The organism is Aliiroseovarius halocynthiae (genome assembly GCF_007004645.1).
GTDB lineage: Bacteria > Pseudomonadota > Alphaproteobacteria > Rhodobacterales > Rhodobacteraceae > Aliiroseovarius > Aliiroseovarius halocynthiae.
In genome coordinates, this window is the sequence record NZ_ML660019.1 from 1,489,716 (window position 1) to 1,512,587 (window position 22,872).

Annotated in this window: 18 protein-coding genes; 7 read left to right on the top strand and 11 right to left on the bottom strand. The window is 56.7% G+C overall.

Going from position 1 to position 22,872, the window contains the following annotated elements:
• Positions 1-64 precede the first annotated feature (64 nt).
• From FIL88_RS07385 to FIL88_RS07405, 5 genes are all read right to left on the bottom strand, one after another.
• Positions 65-1,174, bottom strand: coding sequence for an ABC transporter ATP-binding protein (locus tag FIL88_RS07385; RefSeq protein WP_142853113.1), 1,110 nt, complete (start codon positions 1,172-1,174; stop codon positions 65-67).
• Positions 1,174-2,844: an alpha-amylase family glycosyl hydrolase gene (locus FIL88_RS07390; protein ID WP_142853114.1), complete on the bottom strand. Its 1,671-nt coding sequence runs from the start codon at positions 2,842-2,844 to the stop codon at positions 1,174-1,176. Before FIL88_RS07390 ends, FIL88_RS07385 begins: the two co-directional genes overlap by 1 nt.
• A 68-nt stretch (positions 2,845-2,912) precedes the next feature.
• Positions 2,913-4,055 carry a carbohydrate ABC transporter permease gene (locus FIL88_RS07395; protein WP_142853115.1) on the bottom strand — a complete coding sequence of 381 codons (1,143 nt, stop codon included), beginning with the start codon at positions 4,053-4,055 and terminating at the stop codon, positions 2,913-2,915.
• A 10-nt stretch (positions 4,056-4,065) separates the two neighbouring features.
• Positions 4,066-5,067 (bottom strand): carbohydrate ABC transporter permease, encoded by a 1,002-nt coding sequence (locus FIL88_RS07400; protein WP_142853116.1) that lies wholly within the window; start codon positions 5,065-5,067, stop codon positions 4,066-4,068.
• A gap of 86 nt (positions 5,068-5,153) precedes the next feature.
• Positions 5,154-6,512 (bottom strand): ABC transporter substrate-binding protein, encoded by a 1,359-nt coding sequence (locus tag FIL88_RS07405; RefSeq protein WP_142853117.1) that lies wholly within the window; start codon positions 6,510-6,512, stop codon positions 5,154-5,156.
• A 296-nt stretch (positions 6,513-6,808) separates the two neighbouring features.
• On the opposite strand from FIL88_RS07405, the gene FIL88_RS07410 reads away from it, so the two are divergent.
• From FIL88_RS07410 to FIL88_RS07425, 4 genes are read left to right on the top strand one after another with little or no spacing between them, the layout of a single operon-like run.
• Positions 6,809-7,834: a substrate-binding domain-containing protein gene (locus tag FIL88_RS07410; protein WP_142853118.1), complete on the top strand. Its 1,026-nt coding sequence runs from the start codon at positions 6,809-6,811 to the stop codon at positions 7,832-7,834.
• 28 nt (positions 7,835-7,862) lie between these two features.
• Entirely contained in the window at positions 7,863-9,191 is a 1,329-nt protein-coding gene (locus FIL88_RS07415) for a GH1 family beta-glucosidase (protein ID WP_142853119.1), read from the top strand.
• Positions 9,191-10,153, top strand: coding sequence for a glucokinase (locus FIL88_RS07420; RefSeq protein ID WP_142853120.1), 963 nt, complete (start codon positions 9,191-9,193; stop codon positions 10,151-10,153). Before FIL88_RS07415 ends, FIL88_RS07420 begins: the two co-directional genes overlap by 1 nt.
• 44 nt (positions 10,154-10,197) lie before the next feature.
• A complete protein-coding gene (locus FIL88_RS07425) occupies positions 10,198-10,854 on the top strand; it encodes an NnrU family protein (protein ID WP_142853121.1) in 657 nt (218 codons plus the stop codon).
• Positions 10,855-11,026: 172 nt separating this feature from the next.
• Here the strand turns inward: FIL88_RS07425 and FIL88_RS07430 are convergent, their stop codons facing one another.
• From FIL88_RS07430 to FIL88_RS07455, 6 genes are all read right to left on the bottom strand, one after another.
• Entirely contained in the window at positions 11,027-12,049 is a 1,023-nt protein-coding gene (locus tag FIL88_RS07430) for a quaternary amine ABC transporter ATP-binding protein (RefSeq protein WP_142853122.1), read from the bottom strand.
• Positions 12,042-12,929 carry an ABC transporter permease gene (locus FIL88_RS07435; protein WP_142853123.1) on the bottom strand — a complete coding sequence of 296 codons (888 nt, stop codon included), beginning with the start codon at positions 12,927-12,929 and terminating at the stop codon, positions 12,042-12,044. Before FIL88_RS07435 ends, FIL88_RS07430 begins: the two co-directional genes overlap by 8 nt.
• A gap of 78 nt (positions 12,930-13,007) precedes the next feature.
• Complete coding sequence (locus FIL88_RS07440; protein WP_142853124.1) at positions 13,008-14,018, bottom strand: glycine betaine ABC transporter substrate-binding protein; 1,011 nt, start codon at positions 14,016-14,018, stop codon at positions 13,008-13,010.
• Positions 14,019-14,263: 245 nt separating this feature from the next.
• On the bottom strand, positions 14,264-15,517 hold the full coding sequence (locus tag FIL88_RS07445) for an O-antigen ligase domain-containing protein (RefSeq protein WP_142853494.1): 1,254 nt from the start codon (positions 15,515-15,517) through the stop codon (positions 14,264-14,266).
• Complete coding sequence (locus FIL88_RS07450; RefSeq protein WP_142853125.1) at positions 15,517-16,962, bottom strand: GumC family protein; 1,446 nt, start codon at positions 16,960-16,962, stop codon at positions 15,517-15,519. The genes FIL88_RS07445 and FIL88_RS07450 overlap by 1 nt, the downstream gene beginning before the upstream one ends.
• Positions 16,963-17,044: 82 nt before the next feature.
• Positions 17,045-17,686: a response regulator transcription factor gene (locus FIL88_RS07455; protein WP_142853126.1), complete on the bottom strand. Its 642-nt coding sequence runs from the start codon at positions 17,684-17,686 to the stop codon at positions 17,045-17,047.
• A gap of 339 nt (positions 17,687-18,025) precedes the next feature.
• Between FIL88_RS07455 and FIL88_RS07460 the strand changes: the two genes are divergently transcribed.
• From FIL88_RS07460 to FIL88_RS07470, 3 genes are all read left to right on the top strand, one after another.
• Positions 18,026-19,318, top strand: a complete 1,293-nt coding sequence (locus tag FIL88_RS07460) for a WecB/TagA/CpsF family glycosyltransferase (RefSeq protein WP_246066639.1) — start codon at positions 18,026-18,028, stop codon at positions 19,316-19,318.
• A 278-nt stretch (positions 19,319-19,596) separates the two neighbouring features.
• A complete protein-coding gene (locus FIL88_RS07465; protein WP_142853128.1) occupies positions 19,597-21,216 on the top strand; it encodes a GMC family oxidoreductase in 1,620 nt (539 codons plus the stop codon).
• Positions 21,217-21,243: 27 nt separating this feature from the next.
• On the top strand, positions 21,244-22,872 hold the full coding sequence (locus FIL88_RS07470; RefSeq protein ID WP_142853129.1) for a long-chain-fatty-acid--CoA ligase: 1,629 nt from the start codon (positions 21,244-21,246) through the stop codon (positions 22,870-22,872).

Consider the following 22,872-nt stretch of genomic DNA (forward strand, 5'->3'; position numbering starts at 1 on the left):
CGAAACTTCGTCCCCCGCAATAGCAACAGGGGCCGAGATGGGCAAGCAATTCAGCGCATCAGCATCAATCGCGCATGTTCAGACCATTGTGGAACAGATGCAGCTTCGATGCGTCAGCTGTCAGCCGCACGGTCTGAGCTTTAAGGTGCTCATGAATGCCCGGCAGTTTGGCAATCAAATGGGTTTGATTGGCGCTGTCCGCGCCTTCGCCCACCGACATGTTCGCCGGGATATACAGGAGCGACACCTCGCCCAAAGCTTCGACAATTTCGACATGACCTTCAAAGATCGCATCGCCTTCAGCCAGTACGAAATCTTCAGGCCGAACACCCAGATTGACCACACGGCCCATATCGGCTTCGGTCGTGGGAACTTCGGTCACGGCGACACCCCCGGCGTCCAGTGTAACTTCGGTATTGGGGCCAGTTGCGGTGATCTTACCCGGAAGCAAGTTCATCGCAGGCGAGCCGATAAACTGCGCCACGAACTCGGTCCGGGGGCGTTCATACAGTTCCAGCGGGCTGCCGACCTGGGCAATACCTTTATTGGCCAGAACGACAATGCGATCCGCCAGCGTCATTGCTTCAACCTGATCATGGGTCACATAGATCATGGTGCTGTCCGGCATCGCCTCTTTCAACTGTGCGATTTCGATCCGCGTGGCCACACGCAGGGCCGCATCAAGGTTCGACAGCGGTTCGTCAAACAGATAGACCTTGGGGTCACGCACAATGGCGCGACCAATGGCGACCCGCTGGCGCTGCCCACCGGACAAGGCCTTGGGCAGACGATCCAGATAAGGTTCCAGTTGCAACGCCTTGGCTGCACGATCAATCGCCGCGTCGATCTCGGCCTTGGGCTTTTTCGCAATGTTCAGTGCAAAGGCCATGTTATCGCGCACCGTCATATGCGGATAAAGCGCATAGGATTGGAATACCATCGCGATACCGCGCTGGCTGGGGGGCACGTCATTGACAACCTGCCCTTCGATTTCCAACGTCCCATCGGTGATCTTTTCCAGCCCGGCAATCATCCGCAGCAGCGTCGATTTCCCGCAACCTGACGGGCCAACAAACACAATCAGCTCGCCCGTGTCGATGTCCAGATTGATGTCCTTCAGGACATTCACCGGACCATAGCTTTTCACCACATTGGTCAGTTTCAGCTCTGACATTATGCCGCCCCCCCAGCTTTGATGACGATCGACCCCCATGCGGGCAGATCGACCGTTGCGCCGCCCTGAACAGCTTTCAGAGTCACACCGATGTCGCCATCAGCCACAACCCAAGTGCCGTTCGGCAGTGTCACAGATACTGGAGCATTGCCCAGATTGAAGGCACAGAACAGCTTGTCCTGATCCTGTTGGCGCGAGAACTGCAGAAGCGTGCCCTCGGCCGACATATCCCCCATCGTGCCTTTCAGCAGCGCAGGATGCGCGTGACGAAGGGCGATCACACGGCGATAGTGGTGGATCAAAGCGTCGGGATCGTTGCCTGCCTTATCGGCGGCACGCGACAGATGCTCGTTCGCGACCGGCAGCCACGTGCGATTGGCGCTTGAGAAGCCACCATTTGGCGCGTCTGCTTCCCACACCATCGGGGTGCGGCAACCATCACGGCCCTTGAATTCCGGCCAGAATTCAATACCATAGGGGTCCTGCAGATCCTCGAAAGCGACATCAGCCTCGCTAAGACCTAGTTCTTCGCCCTGATAGATACAAGCCGAGCCGCGCCAACACATCATCATGGTCGCAACGGTCTTCAACCCGTCCGTTCCCAGCTCCCAGCGCGAGGCATGGCGCAGCACGTCGTGGTTGGAAAACGCCCAGCATGGCCAGCCATCCGCCGCGACGGTGGCAATGCGGTCCATAACCTGAGTGACTTCAGTTGCTGTGGGGCAGTCATTGGCCAGAAACTCGAACGCATAACACATCTGCATCATGTCATCGCCAGCGGTGTATTCGCCAAGGATTTCCAGACCACGCTGCGCGTCGCCAACCTCACCCACGGCGGCAGCGCCATAGGGATCCATCACTGCGCGCAATCTGCGTAGGAATTCAAGGTTCTCAGGCTGGTTTTTGTCGTAGAGATGTTCCTGATGGTTATATGGATTCACCTGCGGCGCGATGGTCGCATTGCGCTGATCCATCGGCAGCGGGGGATTATCGCGCAACTCTTTGTCATGGACATAGAAGTTAATCGTATCCAGGCGGAACCCGTCCACACCGCGATCCAGCCAGAACCGTGCCACATCCAGCAGGGCATTCTGCACATCCGGGCAATGGAAGTTTAGGTCGGGCTGCGAGGCAAGGAAGTTGTGCAGGTAATACTGCTGGCGCTGACCATCCCACTGCCACGCCGGGCCGCCGAAGATCGACAACCAGTTATTGGGTGGATTGCCATCGGGCTTGGGATCTGCCCAAACATACCAATCAGACTTCGCATTGTCGCGCGAGACGCGGCTTTCGCCAAACCACGGATGTTGATCCGAGGTGTGGCTGAGCACGAGATCGATCATCACGCGCAGGCCTTGCGCGTGGGCCGCATCAATCAGCGCGTCGAAATCAGCAAGTGTTCCGAACATCGGATCTACGTCGCAATAATCCGATACGTCATAGCCGAAATCCTTCATCGGAGAGGTGAAGAACGGCGAAATCCAGACCGCATCCACGCCAAGAGACGCGATATGCGGCAGGCGGCGTGTGATGCCACGCAAATCACCAATGCCGTCGCCGCTGTCGTCCTGAAAGCTGCGCGGATAGACCTGATAGATGACGGCACCGCGCCACCATTCTGCGTCGCCGCCTAACTGCTTCGCCTGAGAAACACTGGTTTGCATGTTCATATGCTCTCCTTTCCTACACAAGGCGCGCGCGCCTTGCGGTATCACTTCGGCCCACTTTCGGGGCAATGTTACTTGACCGAGCCGGCCAAGAGGCCGCGCACGAGGTATTTCTGCATCGCGAAAAAGACTGCCAGCGGTACCGCAATGGATACAAACGCAGCGGTCGCGAGGATCTCCCAATTGCCACCGCGCGTACCAAGCAGTTCGACAATCTGATTGGTCATCACTGTGGTCTGCCCTGTCGCGTCGATCAGGAAGACTTTGGCCACCAGCAGGTCATTCCATGTCCATAGGAACTGGAAAATCGCAAAGCTGGCCAATGCCGGGAAGGACAAGGGCAGGATGATCTTGGTGAAGATCTGAAACTCGGTCGCGCCATCGACACGGGCGTTTTCGATAATGTCATGTGGCAGGCCGACCATGTAATTTCGCAGCAAATAGATCGCCAGTGGTAGCCCGAACCCGGTATGCGCCAGCCAGACGCCCAGATAGCCCTTACCAATGCCAATCGCCAGATGCAGCTTTAGCAATGGGATCAGCGCCAGCTGTAGCGGCACGACCAGAAGCGCGACGACGAACGCGATCAACAGCGCGCGCGCCGGAAATTCCATCCATGCCAGCGCATAGGCCGCGAAGGCCGCGATCAGGATTGGAATGATTGTGGCAGGAATGGTCACAGTCAGCGTGTTGAAGAACGCCCGCGCCATGCTTTCCGAGTTATCTTCGTCAAACAACATCGAGTTATAGTTGTCAGTGGTGAATTCGGGCGGCGACACCGCGGTGGTAAAAACACGCGGCAGGCGCTTGCCCTCTTGGCTGGCTTCGGACGTGAAGCGGAAGGCGCCCGCCGCGTCCACGGTGACGGTCCGGCCTTTGCTGAGCTCAGCAATTTCGCCGGGCGCATAGGCTTCGGTATCGCGCGAGGATGTACCCCAGCGCTGCACCTCGGCCCCTGACGCGTCAAACAACTGCCCTTCAATGACAAACAGACCGTCCTGTTCGACCTCATCCCCGCTGAGACGGATGGCCGGGTTTTGGCGCTGTTGCGTGGTCAGAGATTTCCACCAGCCCGAGGTCGCGATCTGATCCCCCGTCCGGAACGAGGACACAAACAGCCCCACAGTTGGCAACAGCCACAGCACCACAAGCACCGCAACCGAAATATGTACAGCCCAGGTCAGAGACGATTTTTTACCGGCAATATTGTCCATGACGACCCCCTCAGCGCATTTCTTTACGCGCGTTATAGACGTTCCACACTAGGATGGGCGTCACCAACAACATGATGACCATCGCCGCCGCCGAGGCCATACCCCAGTCCAAGCCGCGCAGCATCTTGTCATACATGTAATTGGCCAGCACCTGCGTCTCCCACTGGCCATTGGTCATGGCGAACACGATATCGAAGACTTTCAGCGTGGCGATGGTAATCGTGGTCCAGACCACGACGATCGTTCCCATGATCTGCGGCACTTTGATCTTGAAGAAGATCTTGAAAGGCCCTGCCCCATCGACAATCGCGGCTTCGACCGTTTCTTCGGGAATTCCACGCAAAGCGGCGGACAGGATCACCATGGCAAACCCGGTCTGAATCCAGACCAATACGATCATCAGGAAGAAGTTGTTCCAGAACGGCACGGTCAGCCATGTCTGTGGCTCGACGCCGCCAAACCAGATGTAGACCGCGTTCAGAATGCCAATCTGCTCAGCCCCCTCAGGTCGTGCGTCATAGATCAGTTTCCAGATCACGGATGCCCCGACGAACGAGATCGCCATCGGCATAAAGATCAGCGACTTCGCGATGCCGCCCCAACTAATGCGGTCTGTCAACTGTGCGACCAAAAGACCAAACCCGGTCGATGCGGCAGGCACCACTAACAACCACAGGAAATTGTTGCGCATTGCCTCCCAGAACTTGGGGTCTTCGCTCATGCTGACATAGTTCTGAAGGCCGATGAACGAGCCGTCGCCACGCGTGTCGGTCAAGGACAGCCGCAGGGTCTCGATCACCGGATAGGCCAGATAAAGGCTGAGGGCGAACAGGGCGGGAAACAGAAACAGCCACGGACGCACCATATTGGCGCGGTTAATATTGCGACCCGCATTCGGGCCCTTCGCCGGGAAGATCACCTTATCCAGCAGCTGGTTCGAAAAATAGAAATAGGACAGGCAGGCACCGACACCTACGGCAATCGTGACTATTCCAAGGATGGCTGGATGCATGGTGGTCCCTCCTGCAATGGTCTGATCCCCTCCGGATCAGAGCCCCCCGCACCAACGGCGCGAGGGGCATTCTTAACACCTAGAAATTACTTCAGTGCGTCCCAGGACGTTTGGATGTCCGAGGCGACCGCAGTGGCGTCTTTGCCACCGGTATAGTCAACCATACCTGTCCAGAACGTTCCTGCACCAACTCCGCCCGGCATCAGGTCCGATCCATCAAAGCGGAAGGTCGTCGCGCCCAGTAGAATTTCACCCAGACCACGCAGAGTGTCGTCTTTATAGGCTTCAAGCTTAACGTCCTTATGTGGTGTCAGGAAACCGGTCTGCGCCATCATAACTTCGTGCGAAATGGGCAGCTTCAGGAACTCCATAAAGGCTGATGTCGCATCCGATGGGTTGGTAACTGCCATCAGTGTGCCACCGCCGAGAACCGGGTTGCCTAGATCTTTGTCAGCGTAAGCCGGCAAATAGAAGAAATCAGCATCAACGCCGAACTCGGTACCTTCAGGGAAGAAGGCCGGAACGAACGAGGCCTGGCGGTGCATATAGCACTGCGGAGGCGACGTGAACATGCCTTTCGGGCTGTCGCGGAAGTCGGTCGAGGCCACGGCCCCTGCTCCGCCCGACACTTTGGCGTCATCACGCGCAAACCAGCCGAATTCCTCGATTGCGTTGATCACGCGCGGATCGTCGAACGGGATCTCGTTGGAAACCCACTGGTCATAGACATCGGGCGATACAGTGCGCAGCATCATATCTTCGACCCAGTCGGTCGCTGGCCAACCGGTTGCTGCACCGGAACCCAGACCAATACACCAAGGCGTTTCACCATCTGCAACGATCTGCTCGGTCAGCGCTTTCAGCTCTTCCATCGTGGTCGGAACTTCATAGCCCGCATCCTCGAAGTTTTCGGGGCTGTACCAGACCAGCGACTTAACGTTCACGTTATAGAAAAAGCCATACATCTGATCGTTACCGTCAGCGTCGGCATAGGTGCCTAGATCAACCCACGACTGGCCAGCAGCATAGTTGTCAGCAACCCATTGCGCCATATCACTGCCCAAAGGCGACAACTGGCCTTTCGAAGCCATCACAGCCGCTAGACCCGGCTGCGGGAACACAGCAACGTTAGGAGCGGAACCGGCCTCGGCATCGATTACAATCTGCTGCTCGAAACTATCCGAACCTGTATAGATCGCGTCAGCGCCGGTCGCCTCTTCAAAGTAGGCCAGCATGTTGCTGAAATATCCGTCCTCGGGATTCAGCCATGGACCAAAAATTGTAACAGTCTGCCCGGATAGATCCGGCGCATTGTCGGCCCATGCTTTATAGCTATCCCAGCTGAAGTCACCCTCACCGGGCTTGAATGTTAGATGGCCATCAGCCATTGCCGCGCCTGCGGTTAGCGCAAGAGCAGCCGCGCTTGCATAAAAAATTGTCTTCATTTTTTCCTCCCAATGGCCCGGAATGGACCTCCCAGGCTTGATCTCAGGTCCATCGCATCGTCGCACATGCACCAAAACTTTCACCACAGATCCAAATTCCCATCGTGAGAATCGAAATCCAAAGCGCTTTGAGTGTCTCACCGTCACCCAAATTCAGGCGAGTGTCAACATTTCTGTTAGCGCAACCATATTTCTTGATCTGCGCCTTATTTCCTGCGATAAGAGCCAAACGACCGGCGCTCATGCGCGATGTTAAAAAATACGATCAGGCACTCAAATCGCTTTGAAAGGCATCGATGACACTTAAGGAACTCTCGGATCTTCTCGGCCTTTCACCGACAACCGTCAGTCGCGCACTGAACGGGTATCCCGAGGTATCCGAGGCCACGCGAATAAAGGTTGCCGCCGCCGCTGACGCCCATGGCTACGCCCCGAATACACGGGCCCGCGCCTTAGCGACGGGACGCGCGATGGCAATTGGCCATGTCATTCCGATCAGTGCAAAGCATGAAATGGTGAACCCCATTTTTGCAGATTTCACCGCAGGAGCTGGCGAAGTTTATTCGCGCAACGGGTATGATATGCTGATGTCCGTGGTGTCCGATCAAAATGAAAAACAAGCCTATCGCAGCTTTGCCACCAAGCGGAATGTGGATGGTCTGATCATCCACGCACCCAGCCTTAATGATGAACGCATTCCGTTCCTGAATGATCTTGGCCTTCCCTATGTGGTGCATGGGCGAAGCTCGCGCGCGACCGCGCCATACGCTTGGGTCGACGTAAATAACACCCGCGCCTTCCGCCGCGCGACGGAACTTTTGCTGGATTTGGGACACACGCGGATCGCATTACTGAACGGTCTTGAACATATGGACTTCGCTGCCCGCCGTCGCGCGGGATACGAAGCTGCATTGACTGCACGAGGGATTACACCGGATCCCGCGCTGATGTTTTCGGCCGAAATGACCGAGGCCCAAGGCCATGACCTGACCCGCCCCCTTCTGGCCACCTCAGACCGGCCCACCGCAATTCTTGTCAGTTCAATGATCATGGCGATCGGTGTTCGGCGCGGAATCGAGGAACTGGGCCTGACCATGGGGCGCGATGTGTCGCTGATCACCTATGACGATGATCTTAGCTATTTCCGCAACGGCTCGGACATACCCGTCTATACCGCAACGCGATCGTCAGTCCGGCAGGCCGGGCAGCATGCGGCCCAATTGCTGATTGACATCATCAACGGAAACGACAGCCCATCCGAGCTGCTACTGGAGGCCGAACTAACGCTTGGCACCTCCACCGGCCCCAATCGCAAATCCTGAAAAACCCTTATATGAAGGAACACAGTAGATGTTGCCACATCGCTCTGAATTTCCGACCGACTTCCTCTTCGGCGCAGCAACCTCAGCGTATCAAATTGAGGGTCACGCCCAAGGCGGTGCAGGACGCACCCATTGGGATGATTTTGCGGCCACACCCGGCAATGTTGCCGGGGCTGAAGACGGTGCAATTGCCTGTGATCACCTGAACCGGATGGACGAAGATCTGGACCTGCTGAAGGATGCAGGCTTTGATGCTTATCGCTTTTCGACCAGCTGGGCACGCGTGTTGCCCGAGGGGCGTGGCACCCCAAATGCTGAGGGGCTGGATTTCTATGACCGTCTGGTCGATGGGCTGCTTGAACGCGGCATCAAACCCGCAGCCACACTTTATCACTGGGAACTGCCCTCGGCCCTGTCCGATCTGGGTGGCTGGCGCAATCGCGATATTGGCGACTGGTTTGCGGATTATACCGAGGTCATCATGTCCCGGATCGGCGATCGTATCTGGTCGGCGGCCCCGATCAACGAACCGTGGTGTGTCTCGTGGTTGTCGCATTTCGAAGGCATCCACGCGCCGGGCCTGCGCGACATCCGTGCCACCGCCCGCGCCATGCATCACGTATTGCTGTGCCACGGGCGCGCGACCGAGGTCATGCGCGGGTTGGGGATGAGCAACCTCGGCGCCGTTTGCAATATGGAATACGCGGGCCCCGCCGCTGATACCGACGCTGCACGCAAGGCCGCGCGTGTTCAGGACGCGATCTATAACCGTTTCTTCATATCGGGCATCATGAAGGGCAGCTACCCGGACGAGGTCGTGGAGGGTCTTGGAGACTATCTGCCCGACGGATGGCAGGACGATTTCAAAACGATCTCGCAGCCGATCGACTGGATCGGGCTGAATTACTATACGCGCAGGCTTCATGACGCGGCCCCTGAAAGTGCGCCATGGCCAGCAACGGTTGGTGTCGATGGTCCCCTGCCCAAAACCGCGATGGGTTGGGAGATCTATCCCGAAGGGCTGAGCCATTTCCTGACCATGATGCAGCAAGAATATACCGGCGACCTGCCAATTTACGTGACCGAGAACGGTCTGGCGGGCAATGACGAACTGACCGGCGACCCGCTGTCAGACCCCGACCGCATCGCCTATCTTGCCGCACATTTGAAGCAGGTAAAGCAGGCAGCGGCCGATGGGATACCCGTTAAAGGATATTTCGCATGGTCCCTGATGGACAATTACGAGTGGGCCGAAGGATATGCACCGCGATTTGGTCTGATACATGTGGACTGGGCGTCGTTAAACCGTTATCCGAAGGCATCGTTTAGCGCTATCAGAGAGGCTTTGAAAAGCTAATGCCCCACCACTCAATCGTCGCGGATGTCGGCGGCACCAACACCCGTGTTGCCATTTCGCAAGACGGGTCGGTTCTGCCCGATAGCATTCGCAAGTTTGCCAATGCAGATCACGACAGCCTGACTGCAATCCTTAGAATGTACTGCGCAGACAATGATACGGTTGAGTTTGAACAGGTTGCCGTTGCGATTGCGGGCCCAGTGCGCGACGGGCAAGGCAGTTTGACCAATCTGGATTGGACAATTGACTGCGCCGCGCTGAGCGATGCGACCGGGGCAAGTGATGCGCATGTTCTGAACGATTTGCAGGCACAGGCCCATGCTGTAGGGCGGTTGGATGCGAAATTCGTGGAAGAAATTCGTCCGGGCAGCGTCGCCAGCCCCGAAGCCGCCCATCTGGTTGTGGGTATCGGGACCGGCTTTAATTCGGCCGTGGCCTATCATGCGCCGGGTGGACGATTGGTGCCGCCGGCCGAAAGTGGCCACGCCACCCTTCCCGTCTGCTCTGAAGATCAGTTCGCCTTTGCCCAATACGCCCAAGAACGATTTGGCCACGCCGCGATCGAAGACGCTTTGTCTGGTCGTGGGCTGGGCCACTGCCACGACTGGTTGCGCCATGTTGCAGGGCAGCCGACCGGCACCAAATCAGCCCAAATTTTCGCCGAGGCCGAGGCCGGAGACGCCATGGCAAAACAAGCCATTGACTTGTTCAGCCGTTTTCTTGGTACGGTTCTGGGCGATCTCACCCTGACCTCCCTTCCGTTTGGAGGTGTCTATCTGGTGGGTGGCATGTCGCGCGCCATTGCACCGTGGCTTGGTCAGACAGGCTTTGAAGCTGCCTGGCAGGACAAGGGGCGCTTCGGCCCCTTCCTTGATCAGTTCCCGATCCGACTGGTCACAGACGACTATGCCGCATTGACGGGGTGCGCCGGTTTCTTGGAAGAATTCCGCATCGCGCATTGATCCGATCCGGGTCAGATTAACGAACTGAAAAGTGGGAGCGGGCCATGCTTGACTGGATCACCTATATCATTGCGATCATTTTGTTTTTCCTGACCCACTCACTGCCCGTGCGTCCTGTCAGCAAAGCGAGGATCGTCGCACGAATAGGCGCGCCTGGCTTCACTATCGGCTATTCGGCCCTGTCCATCGCGGCCCTTGGATTCGTAATCTACGCAGCAAACAACGCTCCAATTACCCAGCTTTGGCCGTGGGCGCCGTGGCAAAACCACGTGACGCTTCTGGCAATGGCGTTTGCTGTCGCCATCGCTGCTCTGGCCATTGGGCGACCCAACCCACTGTCATTTGGCGGGCGCCACAATGGCAGCTTTGATCCCAACGCACCCGGCATTGCCGGCTGGATCCGTCATCCTCTGCTGGCGGCGCTACTAATCTGGGCGCTGGGACATCTGGTCCCCAACGGCAATCTTTCCCATGTGATTTTATTCGGTATTTTCGGTGTCTTCGCGGCGTTTGGAATGCGGATCATCGACCGACGCCAGAAACGCATTTTGGGTGCTGAGACATGGGCGCATCTGTCCCGCACACGCCACCAAATTCGCTTCAACATTGGTGGCTTGATACGGCTTGCGATTGGGCTGGCTGTCTATTTGGCCCTCATCCACCTGCACGGCCCCGTCATCGGAGCCTACCCATTGCCCTAGCCGATCCGATACCGTCGTGAACCGTTGGAGAATGCCGCCCCTCAGAGTGCCACTTGAAGGTGAACATGCTTTAGCCGAGAGGCGTGCCCCGGTGTGATAGGGTAGATCTCCACATCCGAGGCAAAGAAACGGGCGCCTCCATAGCCGCCCGTTCACATTTAAGCTTATCGTATTAGGCGTGCATCGCAGCAACTGCATCAGCCAGATGCACCTGCCCAGTAACTTTACCCGACGCATCCTTAACCGGCACGATATGTCCTTCGGCGCCAGCAATAGCCTCCAGAGCGTCCTCAAGAACCATGCTGTCGGCCAACGGATCACCCGCTGGAACCGCCCCATTCAGCGGCTTTTGCAGTGCACGCAGGCGCACCACCTTGGCGCGGTTGATCTCGCGCGTGAAGTCCGCAATGTAGTCATCCGCCGGGTGCAACACAATGTCCTGACCGTCGCCAGTCTGGATCAACGCACCATCCCGCAGGATGGCGATATTGTCGCCAAGACGCAGCGCTTCGTCCAGATCGTGGGTGATGAAGACGATGGTCTTGTGCAGCTCTTCCTGAAGCTCCAGCAAGATCCCCTGCATATCCATACGGATCAGCGGATCGAGGGCCGAGAACGCCTCGTCCATCAAAAGGATATCAGCGTCAGTGGCCAGAGCACGGGCCAGACCCACACGCTGCTGCATGCCGCCCGACAGCTGGCCGGGATAGTAATCCTCATACCCCGTCAGCCCCACACGATCCAGCCAATGGCGCGCGCGTTTGGACGCCTCATCTTCTTTGATCCCTTGAATAAGCAACCCATAGACTGCGTTTTCAACGACCGTCCGATGCGGTAAAAGCGCGAATTTTTGGAACACCATCGACATCTTGAAGCGACGCAGATCGCGCAGTCGTGTGTCGTCCATTGCCAGCACATCTTCCCCATCGACGATGACTTCGCCCGCGGTGGGGTCGATCAACCTGTTCAGATGCCGGATTAGGGTCGACTTACCCGAGCCAGACAGGCCCATGACCACCTGGATTTTGCGATCACGCATATCGAGTGAAATATCGTTCAGGCCCAGAACATGTCCCGTCTGATCCAGCAGATCATCCTTCGACATGCCCTCACGCACTTTCTCCATCGCTTTTGCGGGATTGTTGCCGAAGATCTTATAAAGGTTGCGGATCGAGATTTTGATGTCATCAGTCATGGCCGCTCTCCCGGTAAGCTTGCAGGCGTTTGCCGTAGGTCTGGCTGACGCGGTCAAAGATGATGGCCAGCGCGACAATGGCCAAGCCGTTCATCAAGCCAAGTGCCAAATACTGATTTGAAATTGCACGCAAAACTGGGACGCCCAGCCCCTGCACACCGATCATCGACGCGATCACAACCATGGACAGCGCCATCATGATTGTCTGATTCACGCCAGCAAAGATATTGGGCAGCGCAAGCGGGATTTGAACGCCGAAAAGCTTTTCTTTATAGGACGCTCCGAAGGCCTCGGCGGCTTCCATAACCTGCTTGTCGACCAGTCGGATGCCCAGATTTGTCAGGCGCACGATCGGCGGAAGCGCATAGATGCACACGGCCAGAAGCCCTGGCACTTTGCCGATGCCCAGAAGCATGACAACCGGGATCAGATAGACGAAGCTGGGGATGGTCTGCATCACGTCCAGAATGGGTGTAATGATGGATTGTGCACGATCATAGCGTGCCATCAAAACCCCCACCGGAATGCCCACCACGATACATAAAAGCGTCGCGACCGATATGATTGCAAGCGTCGACATCGTGTCTTCCCACATGCCAAAAATGCCAATCACAACAAAGCAGATCGCGGTGCCCAGTGTGATTTTCCAAGATCTCGATCCAGCCCAAGCCAATGCGCAAAGAATGATGATGATCAAAGGCCAAGGCGTCGCCAACAGCACATCTTCGAACCAAACCAAGAAACGCAAGAGCGGGTTAAAGAAGGCTTCGATTGTTTCGCCCCACGTGCGTGTGAACTCGCGAAATGCGCCATCAACGGCACGACGAATGGCACTTAGATCGGATCGACCCAAGGACGGAAATTCGGTCAGAAACTCCATGTTCTGCCCTTTCAAATTACATTCTGAAACGGATGAAAGTGTTGCGGGCAGAAAGACTTCTGCCCGCGAAAGCGCAGTTTACAATGCGCCTTTAACTTTCTCTGCGACATCTGCGGGGACCCACTGGGTCCAGATGTCTTCATGCGTTGACAAAAACTCGTACGCCGCGTCTTCGCCATTGGCCTGATTGTCGGTCATGAACACCAGCATTTCGTTCATTACCTCACCAGGGAAAATCCGCGCTTTGAAATAGTCCTGCGCAGGTCCCGCTTTGGCAACGAAATCATCCGTCACAACTGTACGCACCTCGGACACGGTCCAGGATGACGGCTTGGGATCCGCACAGTCCTGTTCAGACTTCACAATGCATCCATCCCAGTTTTCGGATCCAGCCCATTCTGCTTCAAACGGCAATTTCACCATGCCGTATTTCCCGATCAGGGCAGTAGGAGACCAGTAATAGCCGAACCATGGATCGCCACGTTCAGCGGCTTTTGCCATGGATCCGTCCAGACCCGCAGCCGAGCCCGGATCAACCAGAACCCACCCTTTTTCTTCCATATCGAAGGCGCGGAACAAATTGGCATTGGCCAACTGACAGCCCCACCCCGCAGGACATCCTACAAACGCCCCTTTCGACGGATCTTCGACATCCGGGAACAGGTCGGGCCGGGCCAGAACCTTCTCTACTGTGTTCAATTCTGGGTTAGCTTCTGCAAATGCAGGGGTGATCCACCACCCCTCGCCCAGATCTGTAATCGGACCGTCATTGATCACCACCAGCGACCCCTCTTCGGTCGCAACAGCCAGCGGTTCACGCACGGCATTGATCCACAGTTCGGGCGCCACATCGGGCTGCCCTTTTTCATTCATTGACGCAAATGTTGTGTTGGTCGCGCCGGGGATACGTTCGACATCACAACCGTATCCTTCGCTCAGGATAATGGTGTCGACATTCGCCATCAACTCGGCCGACGCCCAGTTCATTTCTGCGATCGAGACCTTGCCGCATTCGTCGGCAAACGCTCCGCCAGCACCGGCGAATAAAATAGAAGCTGCACCAACGGTGCCTTTAAAAGTATTGTTCATGGGGGGATTTTCCCTTCCAGATCTTTTCGACTTTAAGGGCCGCGGATCTACGGTTTCACGGCCAGTCACCAGCCCACATGGCTGATTTCCCGGATGTATCGACCTTTCGGCGTCAATGCTCCGAGCTGCATATTCAGTGAAACATGGGGGGCGTAGCATTGCAACATCTTTGAATTATTATCTGCATTTAGACGCCTCATCTACAACATATAGTGGTGGTGCACGCGCTTGATCAAAGCTGCGCATTATCTGTCTGCCACTTCGCGCAGGTGAATCCCAAGGATCATCAGGGCGGGCCAAAGCAGATAGACCTCGATCTCGATATTTTCGCCAAAGGACAGCAGGATCAACGTCAGCATGATGCCCAGAGGCAAGCGGCCCTGTGGGTGTCGGGCGGCGTCATACATCGTGAACAGCGTGTGCCACAGGAAGGGTCCCAGCAACGCAATGAACCCGATCACCCCTTTGACAAAGAGCAGACCATACCACGTGTGGTGACTGCCAATCGGCATGTACTCGACCAGATGTGGACCGGGCTGCACCCGCCCATGCCCGAACCAGACCGCCTCGGTTTGCCATCGCTCATAGGCGATGCGTTGAAGCGTATCGCGCACGCGTGTGCTGTCTGCGCGGGCCCCTCTGAAGGCGGCTGTGACGTCAAGAAAAACCCGCCAGATTGCCCCTCCGAAAACAGCTAGTGACGCTGTAATCCCCGCCAATGCCATCCATGCCCAAGTCTTCGCGATTAACGGCATCAAACGTGGCAGTGTGGTGCAGAACACCAAACCCACCATCCCCATTCGCGATTTCGAGGCGAGTATCATCAACACCCCAGCGGCAACCCCAATAGCGCGCCATTTCATGCTTTTCTCTTCCAGTGCCATCAGCACTGACACCACGCCCAAAAGCGCCGCAAAGGGGGACCATGGTGCGTAGAACTGCCAGCGCGGGGCCCAACTGCCGGGATCAATCGTAAACAGGTAGACAGTGAAATATTCAGGCCCCGGCCCGCCCACCACTTTCAAAGGCGAGGTGAAGATGCGCTCGGGCAATCCGATATAGGGTGCAGCAAGCATCAAAGGGGCCAACAGAAGCGTACAAGCCCCAACCACGCTTTGCCCGCGGATGATCACCTGCCGACGGATAGGAAGCAGCGCGCCGGCCAGTGGGAATAGCGACAGAAGCGCCCAACCCTTCGCCCAGCCAATCGAGGATTTAACAAGGGTCTTCGTCCCAAGATCCCAGTTCAGATGCCCGATCCAAAGCGCGACCAGCATCACGCTCATCCCCGCGCCCCACGCCCAGATCAAGGGAGGGATGTTGCCAGTAACGCGAAGATCTTGGCGCACGGCGTTGCCTAAATAGAGGCAGAGCAGTGCAAAGACAGCAATCACCCACCCCAGCACCGGCCCCACCACATAGAGCGCGCCAAAAGCGTAAAAGCCCCATGTGTACGCCAGCGCGCGGAAGATAAAGCGCTCAATCGGGTTCATCTGCATCACGCGCGCGCCTTCGGGCCCTGCAGCAACCGGCTAATCAATGCCTGACGGACCCAGCCCAACATCAGACCGAAAAACAGAAACAAGGACGCAGCAACCCCAGCAGCCAATGCAAGTTTGCGGTTTGGTGACGAGGGCTTTTCCGGGCGCGATGGGTTTTCAAGCACCTGCACCAGTGGATAAGACGCATAGGGATCAGATTTTCCGGACTGCGCGCGCGCAATGGCAGAGGCAAAAATCGCCTCTGCGACCGAAAAGTCACGCTGGAGATCCTGAAGCCGCGCGGCGGAGTCTGCCAACCGCGTCAACTCGGCATGCTGGCCCGCAAGCTCGGCGCTTAACGTATCATATTTCTGCTGAACGCCTGCCCGCTCGGCCTCGAGCCGCACCAACCGCGCGAGCAGATCTGCTCGCGCTCCGTTTTGGGCGAAGTCGAGCGCCCGCAACGCCTGCCCACCCATTCCGGTTATCTCTTCCGCACGCGCCTTCGCAGCTAGCGACACCGCATCATATGCGCGTTGCGTTGATTGCGCCCGTGGGTGCTGTGGGCCAAAGCGCGAGGTCAGTTCGGCAAGCAACGCTGCCTGAACCGATCGTTCTTTGCACAGCGCCACATAATCTGGATCCGCAAACGCCTTCAAGCTTGCAGCCGCAAGTGCGGCATTCAGGCCAAGCGCGACCTCAAGCGCGCGAACGGATTGTGTCCGATCACTAAGCGTCCCCGCCAGAACTGTCAGGTCGACTTCTAACGCGCTCGCATTGTCTAGAAGGACGTCATACTGATCCACCGAGAACAGTCCCGAAGACGCCTGCAGCGCCTCGATCTTGTCGCGGGTCTGCGCAATCGAGCTGCGGTAATCATTGATCGCCCCCCGCCCACCATCTTCCCGCGTGCTCAGTTCATCCGAACGCAGCGCATCCAGCTCGACAAAGAAGGCCTCCAGCAAAGCCTCGGCCCGGGCCTGAGATTGCTCGGGGCTTCCACCGGTCATCTCAAGATGGATCAGCCCCGTTTGATCGACCAAGCTGATGCGCGGCCTGCCAAAATCCCTGCGTGTCTCGCCGATGCTGATCGCCGCCGCATTCAAGATGCGATCAGCACCGATCAGGCGTTTATAGGTCTCGGTCGGACTTACGGAATTGCTGGCAAAGGCTGAGTTGGCATATGATGTCGCCTGCCCGATCCCATTCAAATTCATCGAGGCAGACGCCCCCGACCCGGGCAGGATAAGCGATACAGTGGACTTGAAGACCAAAGGCGTGGTCTTAAGATACCCGGTGATCGGCGCCCAGATCAACGTCAGCCCCAGAAGCGCAAAAGCAGTATAGCGCGGCAGCCGCCCAAGATCTCCAAGGCTACCACCCAGAAAGATCCGTTTGAAATCTATGCGCCAATTGAAAAGTGGTCGGGGTAGAACCCGCGCCCTTTCGGTTGAATTCATCATGACATGTTCTCCATGTCATAAACATAGCTGGCGAGGATGTCGCGCACCTCTGCGCCCAAGGATAGCCTGTCAGGGCAGTCGGTCAGCCATACCTATCCGACAGGCTATCTGCGAACAGACCAGCCTCGCGCGCGATCAGGGCCGCCTGCGTGCGATTGGATGCGTCGATCTTGCGGTAAAGCGTTTTGACGTGAAGCTTGACCGTAGGTTCCTGAATCCCAAGATCTCGGGCAATTTCTTTGTTGGATTTGCCCTCTGTCAGACCACGCAGCACCTGATACTCACGTGGGGACAATTTCTCGGTCAGGGCGTTCTTGGGTTCCTCAACCGGGGCCGTCATGAAATCGATCGGAGCATATTGCTCGCCCATAGCCATGAAACGGATCGCGTTCACCATGGACTGCGCTGGCAGCGTCTTGGGAACAAAACCTGCAGCCCCAGCATCAAGCGCCTGTTCGGCAATATCGCGCGTGGCTTGCCCAGACATAAGCGCAACGCGTTGCCCGCCCTCATGCGCCATTGCCCTCATCATCCCGGCTAGGCCATTCATGCCCGGCATATTGTAGTCCAGCAAAAGCAGATCAAATGGGGCCTCGGCAGATACTTTATCAAGCGCCGCATCAAGATCTGCTGCCGTTTGGGCCTCGATATTGTCCTGCCCCGCCAGGAACATAACCAAGGTGTCCCGCAAGAGATCGTGATCATCAGCAATCAATACACGCATTAAGAAAATCTCCTTGTGCCCAAGACTACCCACAGAATGCGCCATTATTGGGGCAATTTAAATGCCCGATTGGCTACCCCCCTAGCCAATCGAATAGCCCAAAACATCTTAAGATATTCTTTCACGCCATTCGCGCGCACCGCTCATCCCTTGTTTCCCCCACCTGTCCGTCCGCTTGGTTGTGCCACAAGCAAAGCCGCGCCAGCCTTGAACCAACGCAACTTGTGAAAGGCGAAGATAATGACCAATGCTGTTCGATTTGAAACACATTCTGCCACAGCCGTATTTCCACGTGTTACCTTACGATCCAGGCATATTCCATCGCTAGAGACCGAACTAATGGATGCGCCAAGCAAGGTCGCCATCATGGCTTTGCTTGCACCGGGGCGTCGCCGCGCCTGCTTTCTAAACGCGCATTGCGTAAATATCGCACGTAAAGACAGCGCCTATCGAGCAGCGATTGGCACTGCGAAATATCGCCTGCCGGACGGTGTCGGCATCGAATTGGCCGCTCGGATGGATGGCCTTCATCTAGCCGAAAACTTGAACGGAACCGACTTCATTCCGAAGCTACTGGAGAAAGCCGCAAAAATGGGCAAGTCGGTCTTCCTGCTGGGCGCAAAGCCCGGCACTGCACAACTGGCCGCACATCGTTTACAGAACGACATTCCCGGCCTGCAGATTGCGGGCACCGCAAACGGCTATGGCGACATGAGCAACGAAGCCGCCCTAATCACCCGGATCAACGAAAGCAACGCAGATATCCTGCTGGTCGCACTTGGCGTCCCGCATCAAGAGACCTGGCTGGCCCGGCACGCACAGGCCTTGACCCCGTCTTTATTGATGGGCGTCGGCGCATTTTTTGACTTCTACGCAGGCAACGTACGGCGAGCCCCGAAGCCCGTGCGGACCGCCAAACTGGAATGGGTTTGGCGCTTGGCGATGGAGCCACGCCGCATGGCGCGCCGCTATCTTCTAGGCAACATGACATTCCTGGTAGGAAGCTTCATGCGCTCGAGACTTTTACCCAGCAAGATGCGCATCGCACGGCGGGCAATGGATCTGGCGATCTCGGGCGGTGCGCTTCTTGCCCTTTCTCCGGTTTTCCTGACACTCACCGCGCTGATCAAGCTTGACAGCAAGGGGCCTGCCTTCTTCTCGCAAACACGCATTGGCAAAGACGGGCAGCCGTTCCAGGTTCTAAAATTTCGCTCGATGCACACAGATGCTGAAAAACGACGTACAGCGCTTTTGGCGCATTCCGAACGGGACGGCATTTGCTTCAAGCATAAAAACGATCCGCGCATCACACGGATGGGTAAGCTGCTGCGCAGGGCCTCTCTGGATGAACTACCACAGCTGATCAATGTACTACGCGGGGATATGTCGATCGTGGGGCCTCGCCCTGCCCTGCCCTCGGAGGTCGCGCAATATCCAAAGCGCGCATTAAAGCGTCTCAGCGTGAAACCCGGCATTACCGGCATCTGGCAAGTATCGGGTCGTGCCGATATCGGGTTCGACAAGATGATTGACATGGATCTCGCCTATACAAGGTCGCACAGCATCTTGCTGGACATCATCCTTATTTGCCTGACCTTTCGTGCGGTTATCACGGGCCGCGGCGCCTACTAGTCAAAGTCGGGTACTAATGGGTGTTTTTGTGACCGCAGATTTGAATCTATTCGGTAGATTTCGCGGAGAAACGAACACAGCAACGATGGGGAATGCGGTCAATCCGGATTCTCCTCAATCCTGAGGATTAAAATAGCCCCCTCTCTCTTTGGGAAGTTTTCTTTCCAAGAAATAAGATAACCCCCAAGCAATTGAGAACGTAACGTTACTCAAATTATTTGGTCAGATGTCCGGAAAATGTGTTCAAGTAATGCAGACATACGGCTTGGGAGGGTCCTATGGAATTTGACTTTGTTATTGTTGGGGGTGGATCAGCTGGCGCGACGATTGCGTCGCGGTTAAGCGAGGACCCGAACACAAAGGTTTGCCTGCTTGAGGCGGGCGGCACCGGCAAAGATATCTTCATCAGGACACCCATGGCAGTTGTTGCGATGTTACCGGGGCGTCCGAAGATCAACAACTGGGCCTTCAACACCGTGCCGCAACCCGGCCTGAACGGGCGCAAAGGGTATCAACCGCGCGGCAAGACCTTAGGCGGATCCAGCGCGATCAATGCGATGCTGTATATTCGCGGCCAGAAAGAAGACTATGACAGCTGGGCCGATCTTGGAAACGAAGGTTGGGGTTGGGATGACGTCCTTCCTTATTTCCGCAAAGCCGAAAACAACGTGCGCGGGGCTGACGAGGCACATGGAGGCAGCGGTCCGCTGCAGGTTTCTGACCAAAAGGCTCCTCGCCCGATCTCGCTGGCTTTCATTGACGCCAGCAATGAGATGCAGGTGCGTCCGACAGCGGATTTCAATGACGGCGACAACGAAGGCGCTGGCATGTGGCAAACCACCCTGTTCCACACACCAGACAAAAATGGCGAGAGATGCTCGGCGGCTGCGGCCTATTTGCATCCCATCATGGATGAGCGTCCGAATCTGACGGTGATCACCAGGGCGCATGCAACCAAGGTGATCTTCGAAGGCAAGCGGGCCGTGGGCGTGGCCTATCGGCACGGCAAAAACGTCAGAGAAGTACGCGCAAGCAAAGAGGTCATCTTGTGTGGTGGCGCGTTCCAATCCCCACAACTGCTAATGTTGTCAGGCGTGGGTCGGCCTCAGGACATCACACCGCACGGTATCGAGATGACCCATGAACTGCCCGGTGTCGGACAGAACCTTCAGGATCATCTTGATTTTGTAATGGGATACAAAACCAAGGACACTGACAACCTTGGCATTGGCTTTCGGGCCGGGGTCAAACTGCTGGGCGAGATCCTCAAATGGAAGAAGCACGGCAACTCGATGGTGGCATCAACCATCACAGAATGTGGCAGCTTCTTCAAAAGCGATCCGTCGATTGATCGCCCGGACCTTCAGACCCATTTCGTGATTTCTGTCGTCGACGACCACGCACGCAAACTGCACATGGGCCATGGGTATTCCTGCCATGTCTGCAACCTACGCCCCTACTCGCGTGGCGAAGTCTTCCTGCAAAGCGCAGACCCGATGGATGCACCGGGCATTGATCCGAAATTCCTGTCGGATGATCGAGACCTCGATATCATGATCAAAGGGGCCAAGCTGACACGCGCGACGCTCGAGGCGCCAGCCTTGGCCAAATATAAGCACAAAGAGCTTTTCGGCGTGCACGACAACATGACCGATGCCGAATGGGAAGAGGTCATCCGCAATCGGGCCGACACGGTCTATCACCCTGTCGGGACCTGCAAAATGGGCACTGACGACATGGCAGTCGTCAGCCCCGAGCTGAAAGTGCGCGGGCTTGCGGGGTTGCGCGTTGCTGACGCCTCAATCATGCCGCTGCTGGTGTCCGGAAACACAAACGCCCCTACCATCATGATCGGCGAAAAATGCGCCGACATGATCAAGGCTGAATATGCTGCGTAAGCGGAACAAAGAACACGGAGAGCGACAATGCTGGGCGCAATGATGAAACAAGAGCTGCTGATCAGCTCGTTGATTGAACACGCTGGAAAGTATCACGCCGACACCGAGATCGTGTCGCGCGAAACCAATGGTGATCTTCACACGACCAATTGGGGCGAAACCGCAATTGAAGCCCGCAAACTGGCGTCCTCATTAAGCAAAATGGGCCTTGATCAAGGTGACCGGGTGGCCACAATTGCGTGGAACAATCATCGGCACCTGAAGATCTGGTTCGCGTTGTCGGGCAGCGGGCTGGTCTGCCATACGCTAAACCCGCGGCTGTTCCCCGAACAGCTGATCTTCATCATCAATGATGCTGGCAACAAGGCGATCTTCTTTGACAAGACGTTCATGCCCTTAATCGTCGGCACACGAGAGCATCTGAAAGCAGTCGAGCATTTCATATACATGGGGCCTCATGATGAAGAAGTTGCCGCAGCGGTCCCCGGCGCAATCTTCTTTGACGATCTCATGGGGGGGGGCGATGGCGACTATCAGTGGCCACAACTGCCCGAAGATACCCCCTGTTCGCTCTGCTATACTTCGGGAACCACCGGACACCCCAAAGGCGTGCTCTACACAAACCGTTCTACAATGTTGCACAGCTTTGCCATTTCCCTGCCCGATGCCCTGTCCTTGTCCGCGAGCGAGATCATCCTGCCCGTGGTTCCGATGTTCCATGCCAACGCATGGGGCATCCCCTATTGTGCGGCCATGACCGGGGCCAAATTGGTGATGCCCGGACCGGGCTTGGATGGCGACAGCTTGCTGGGCCTAATTGATAGCCAGAAGGTCACGCTGGCCCTTGGCGTTCCAACGATCTGGATGATGCTTTTAGACGCCGCCGAAAAATCCGGATCCAAAATGGAGACGCTACGCCGAAACGTTATTGGCGGGTCTGCTGCCGCACCATCCATGATCGCAACATTCCGGGACAAATACGACTGTGACACCATCCACGCCTGGGGAATGACCGAAACCAGTCCACTTGGCACCGCCAACATGCCGAAAGCGAAACACGCCGATCTTGCGCCTGATGCGAGGGCCGCCTTGCGGTTGGGTCAGGGTCGCCCGCCCTTTGGGATCGATCTGCGCATCGTCGATGAGAACGGCGTCGCATTGCCACATGATGGGGTTGCCGAAGGTGCCCTTCAGGTGCGCGGGCACTGGGTTGTTGATACCTATTTCGGCATGACCGAAACCGCGATGACAGACGACGGCTGGTTCGACACTGGCGACGTGTCCACAATCGACGCGGATGGGTACATGGTGATCAGGGATCGCACCAAAGACATCATCAAATCAGGTGGCGAATGGATTTCATCGGTCGACCTGGAAGGGATTGCGGTAGCCCATCCCGGCATCGCGATGGCCGCTGCAATCGGCGCGAAACATCCGAAATGGGATGAACGCCCGATGATTGTTGCCGTGAAGGCTGACGGAGCCAATCCGACCGAGGAAGAGGTCATCGCGCTTTTCGCAGACAAGGTCGCCAAGTGGCAAATCCCGGATGCCGTGGTCTTCACCGATGCCATTCCGCTGAACGGCACGGGTAAAATGCTCAAGAACAAGCTGCGCGAACAGTTTGGCGACACTCTGATTGAAAGGGGTGTGTAA

What these genes read in the sequence shown, in the direction of transcription:
- FIL88_RS07385 (WP_142853113.1), bottom strand. Translation starts at nt 1,174, where the DNA reads ATGTCAGAGCTGAAACTGACCAATGTGGTGAAAAGCTATGGTCCGGTG.
- FIL88_RS07390 (WP_142853114.1), bottom strand. Translation starts at nt 2,844, where the DNA reads ATGAACATGCAAACCAGTGTTTCTCAGGCGAAGCAGTTAGGCGGCGAC.
- FIL88_RS07395 (WP_142853115.1), bottom strand. Translation starts at nt 4,055, where the DNA reads ATGGACAATATTGCCGGTAAAAAATCGTCTCTGACCTGGGCTGTACAT.
- FIL88_RS07400 (WP_142853116.1), bottom strand. Translation starts at nt 5,067, where the DNA reads ATGCATCCAGCCATCCTTGGAATAGTCACGATTGCCGTAGGTGTCGGT.
- FIL88_RS07405 (WP_142853117.1), bottom strand. Translation starts at nt 6,512, where the DNA reads ATGAAGACAATTTTTTATGCAAGCGCGGCTGCTCTTGCGCTAACCGCA.
- FIL88_RS07410 (WP_142853118.1), top strand. Translation starts at nt 6,809, where the DNA reads ATGACACTTAAGGAACTCTCGGATCTTCTCGGCCTTTCACCGACAACC.
- FIL88_RS07415 (WP_142853119.1), top strand. Translation starts at nt 7,863, where the DNA reads ATGTTGCCACATCGCTCTGAATTTCCGACCGACTTCCTCTTCGGCGCA.
- FIL88_RS07420 (WP_142853120.1), top strand. Translation starts at nt 9,191, where the DNA reads ATGCCCCACCACTCAATCGTCGCGGATGTCGGCGGCACCAACACCCGT.
- FIL88_RS07425 (WP_142853121.1), top strand. Translation starts at nt 10,198, where the DNA reads ATGCTTGACTGGATCACCTATATCATTGCGATCATTTTGTTTTTCCTG.
- FIL88_RS07430 (WP_142853122.1), bottom strand. Translation starts at nt 12,049, where the DNA reads ATGACTGATGACATCAAAATCTCGATCCGCAACCTTTATAAGATCTTC.
- FIL88_RS07435 (WP_142853123.1), bottom strand. Translation starts at nt 12,929, where the DNA reads ATGGAGTTTCTGACCGAATTTCCGTCCTTGGGTCGATCCGATCTAAGT.
- FIL88_RS07440 (WP_142853124.1), bottom strand. Translation starts at nt 14,018, where the DNA reads ATGAACAATACTTTTAAAGGCACCGTTGGTGCAGCTTCTATTTTATTC.
- FIL88_RS07445 (WP_142853494.1), bottom strand. Translation starts at nt 15,517, where the DNA reads ATGCAGATGAACCCGATTGAGCGCTTTATCTTCCGCGCGCTGGCGTAC.
- FIL88_RS07450 (WP_142853125.1), bottom strand. Translation starts at nt 16,962, where the DNA reads ATGATGAATTCAACCGAAAGGGCGCGGGTTCTACCCCGACCACTTTTC.
- FIL88_RS07455 (WP_142853126.1), bottom strand. Translation starts at nt 17,686, where the DNA reads ATGCGTGTATTGATTGCTGATGATCACGATCTCTTGCGGGACACCTTG.
- FIL88_RS07460 (WP_246066639.1), top strand. Translation starts at nt 18,026, where the DNA reads ATGGATGCGCCAAGCAAGGTCGCCATCATGGCTTTGCTTGCACCGGGG.
- FIL88_RS07465 (WP_142853128.1), top strand. Translation starts at nt 19,597, where the DNA reads ATGGAATTTGACTTTGTTATTGTTGGGGGTGGATCAGCTGGCGCGACG.
- FIL88_RS07470 (WP_142853129.1), top strand. Translation starts at nt 21,244, where the DNA reads ATGCTGGGCGCAATGATGAAACAAGAGCTGCTGATCAGCTCGTTGATT.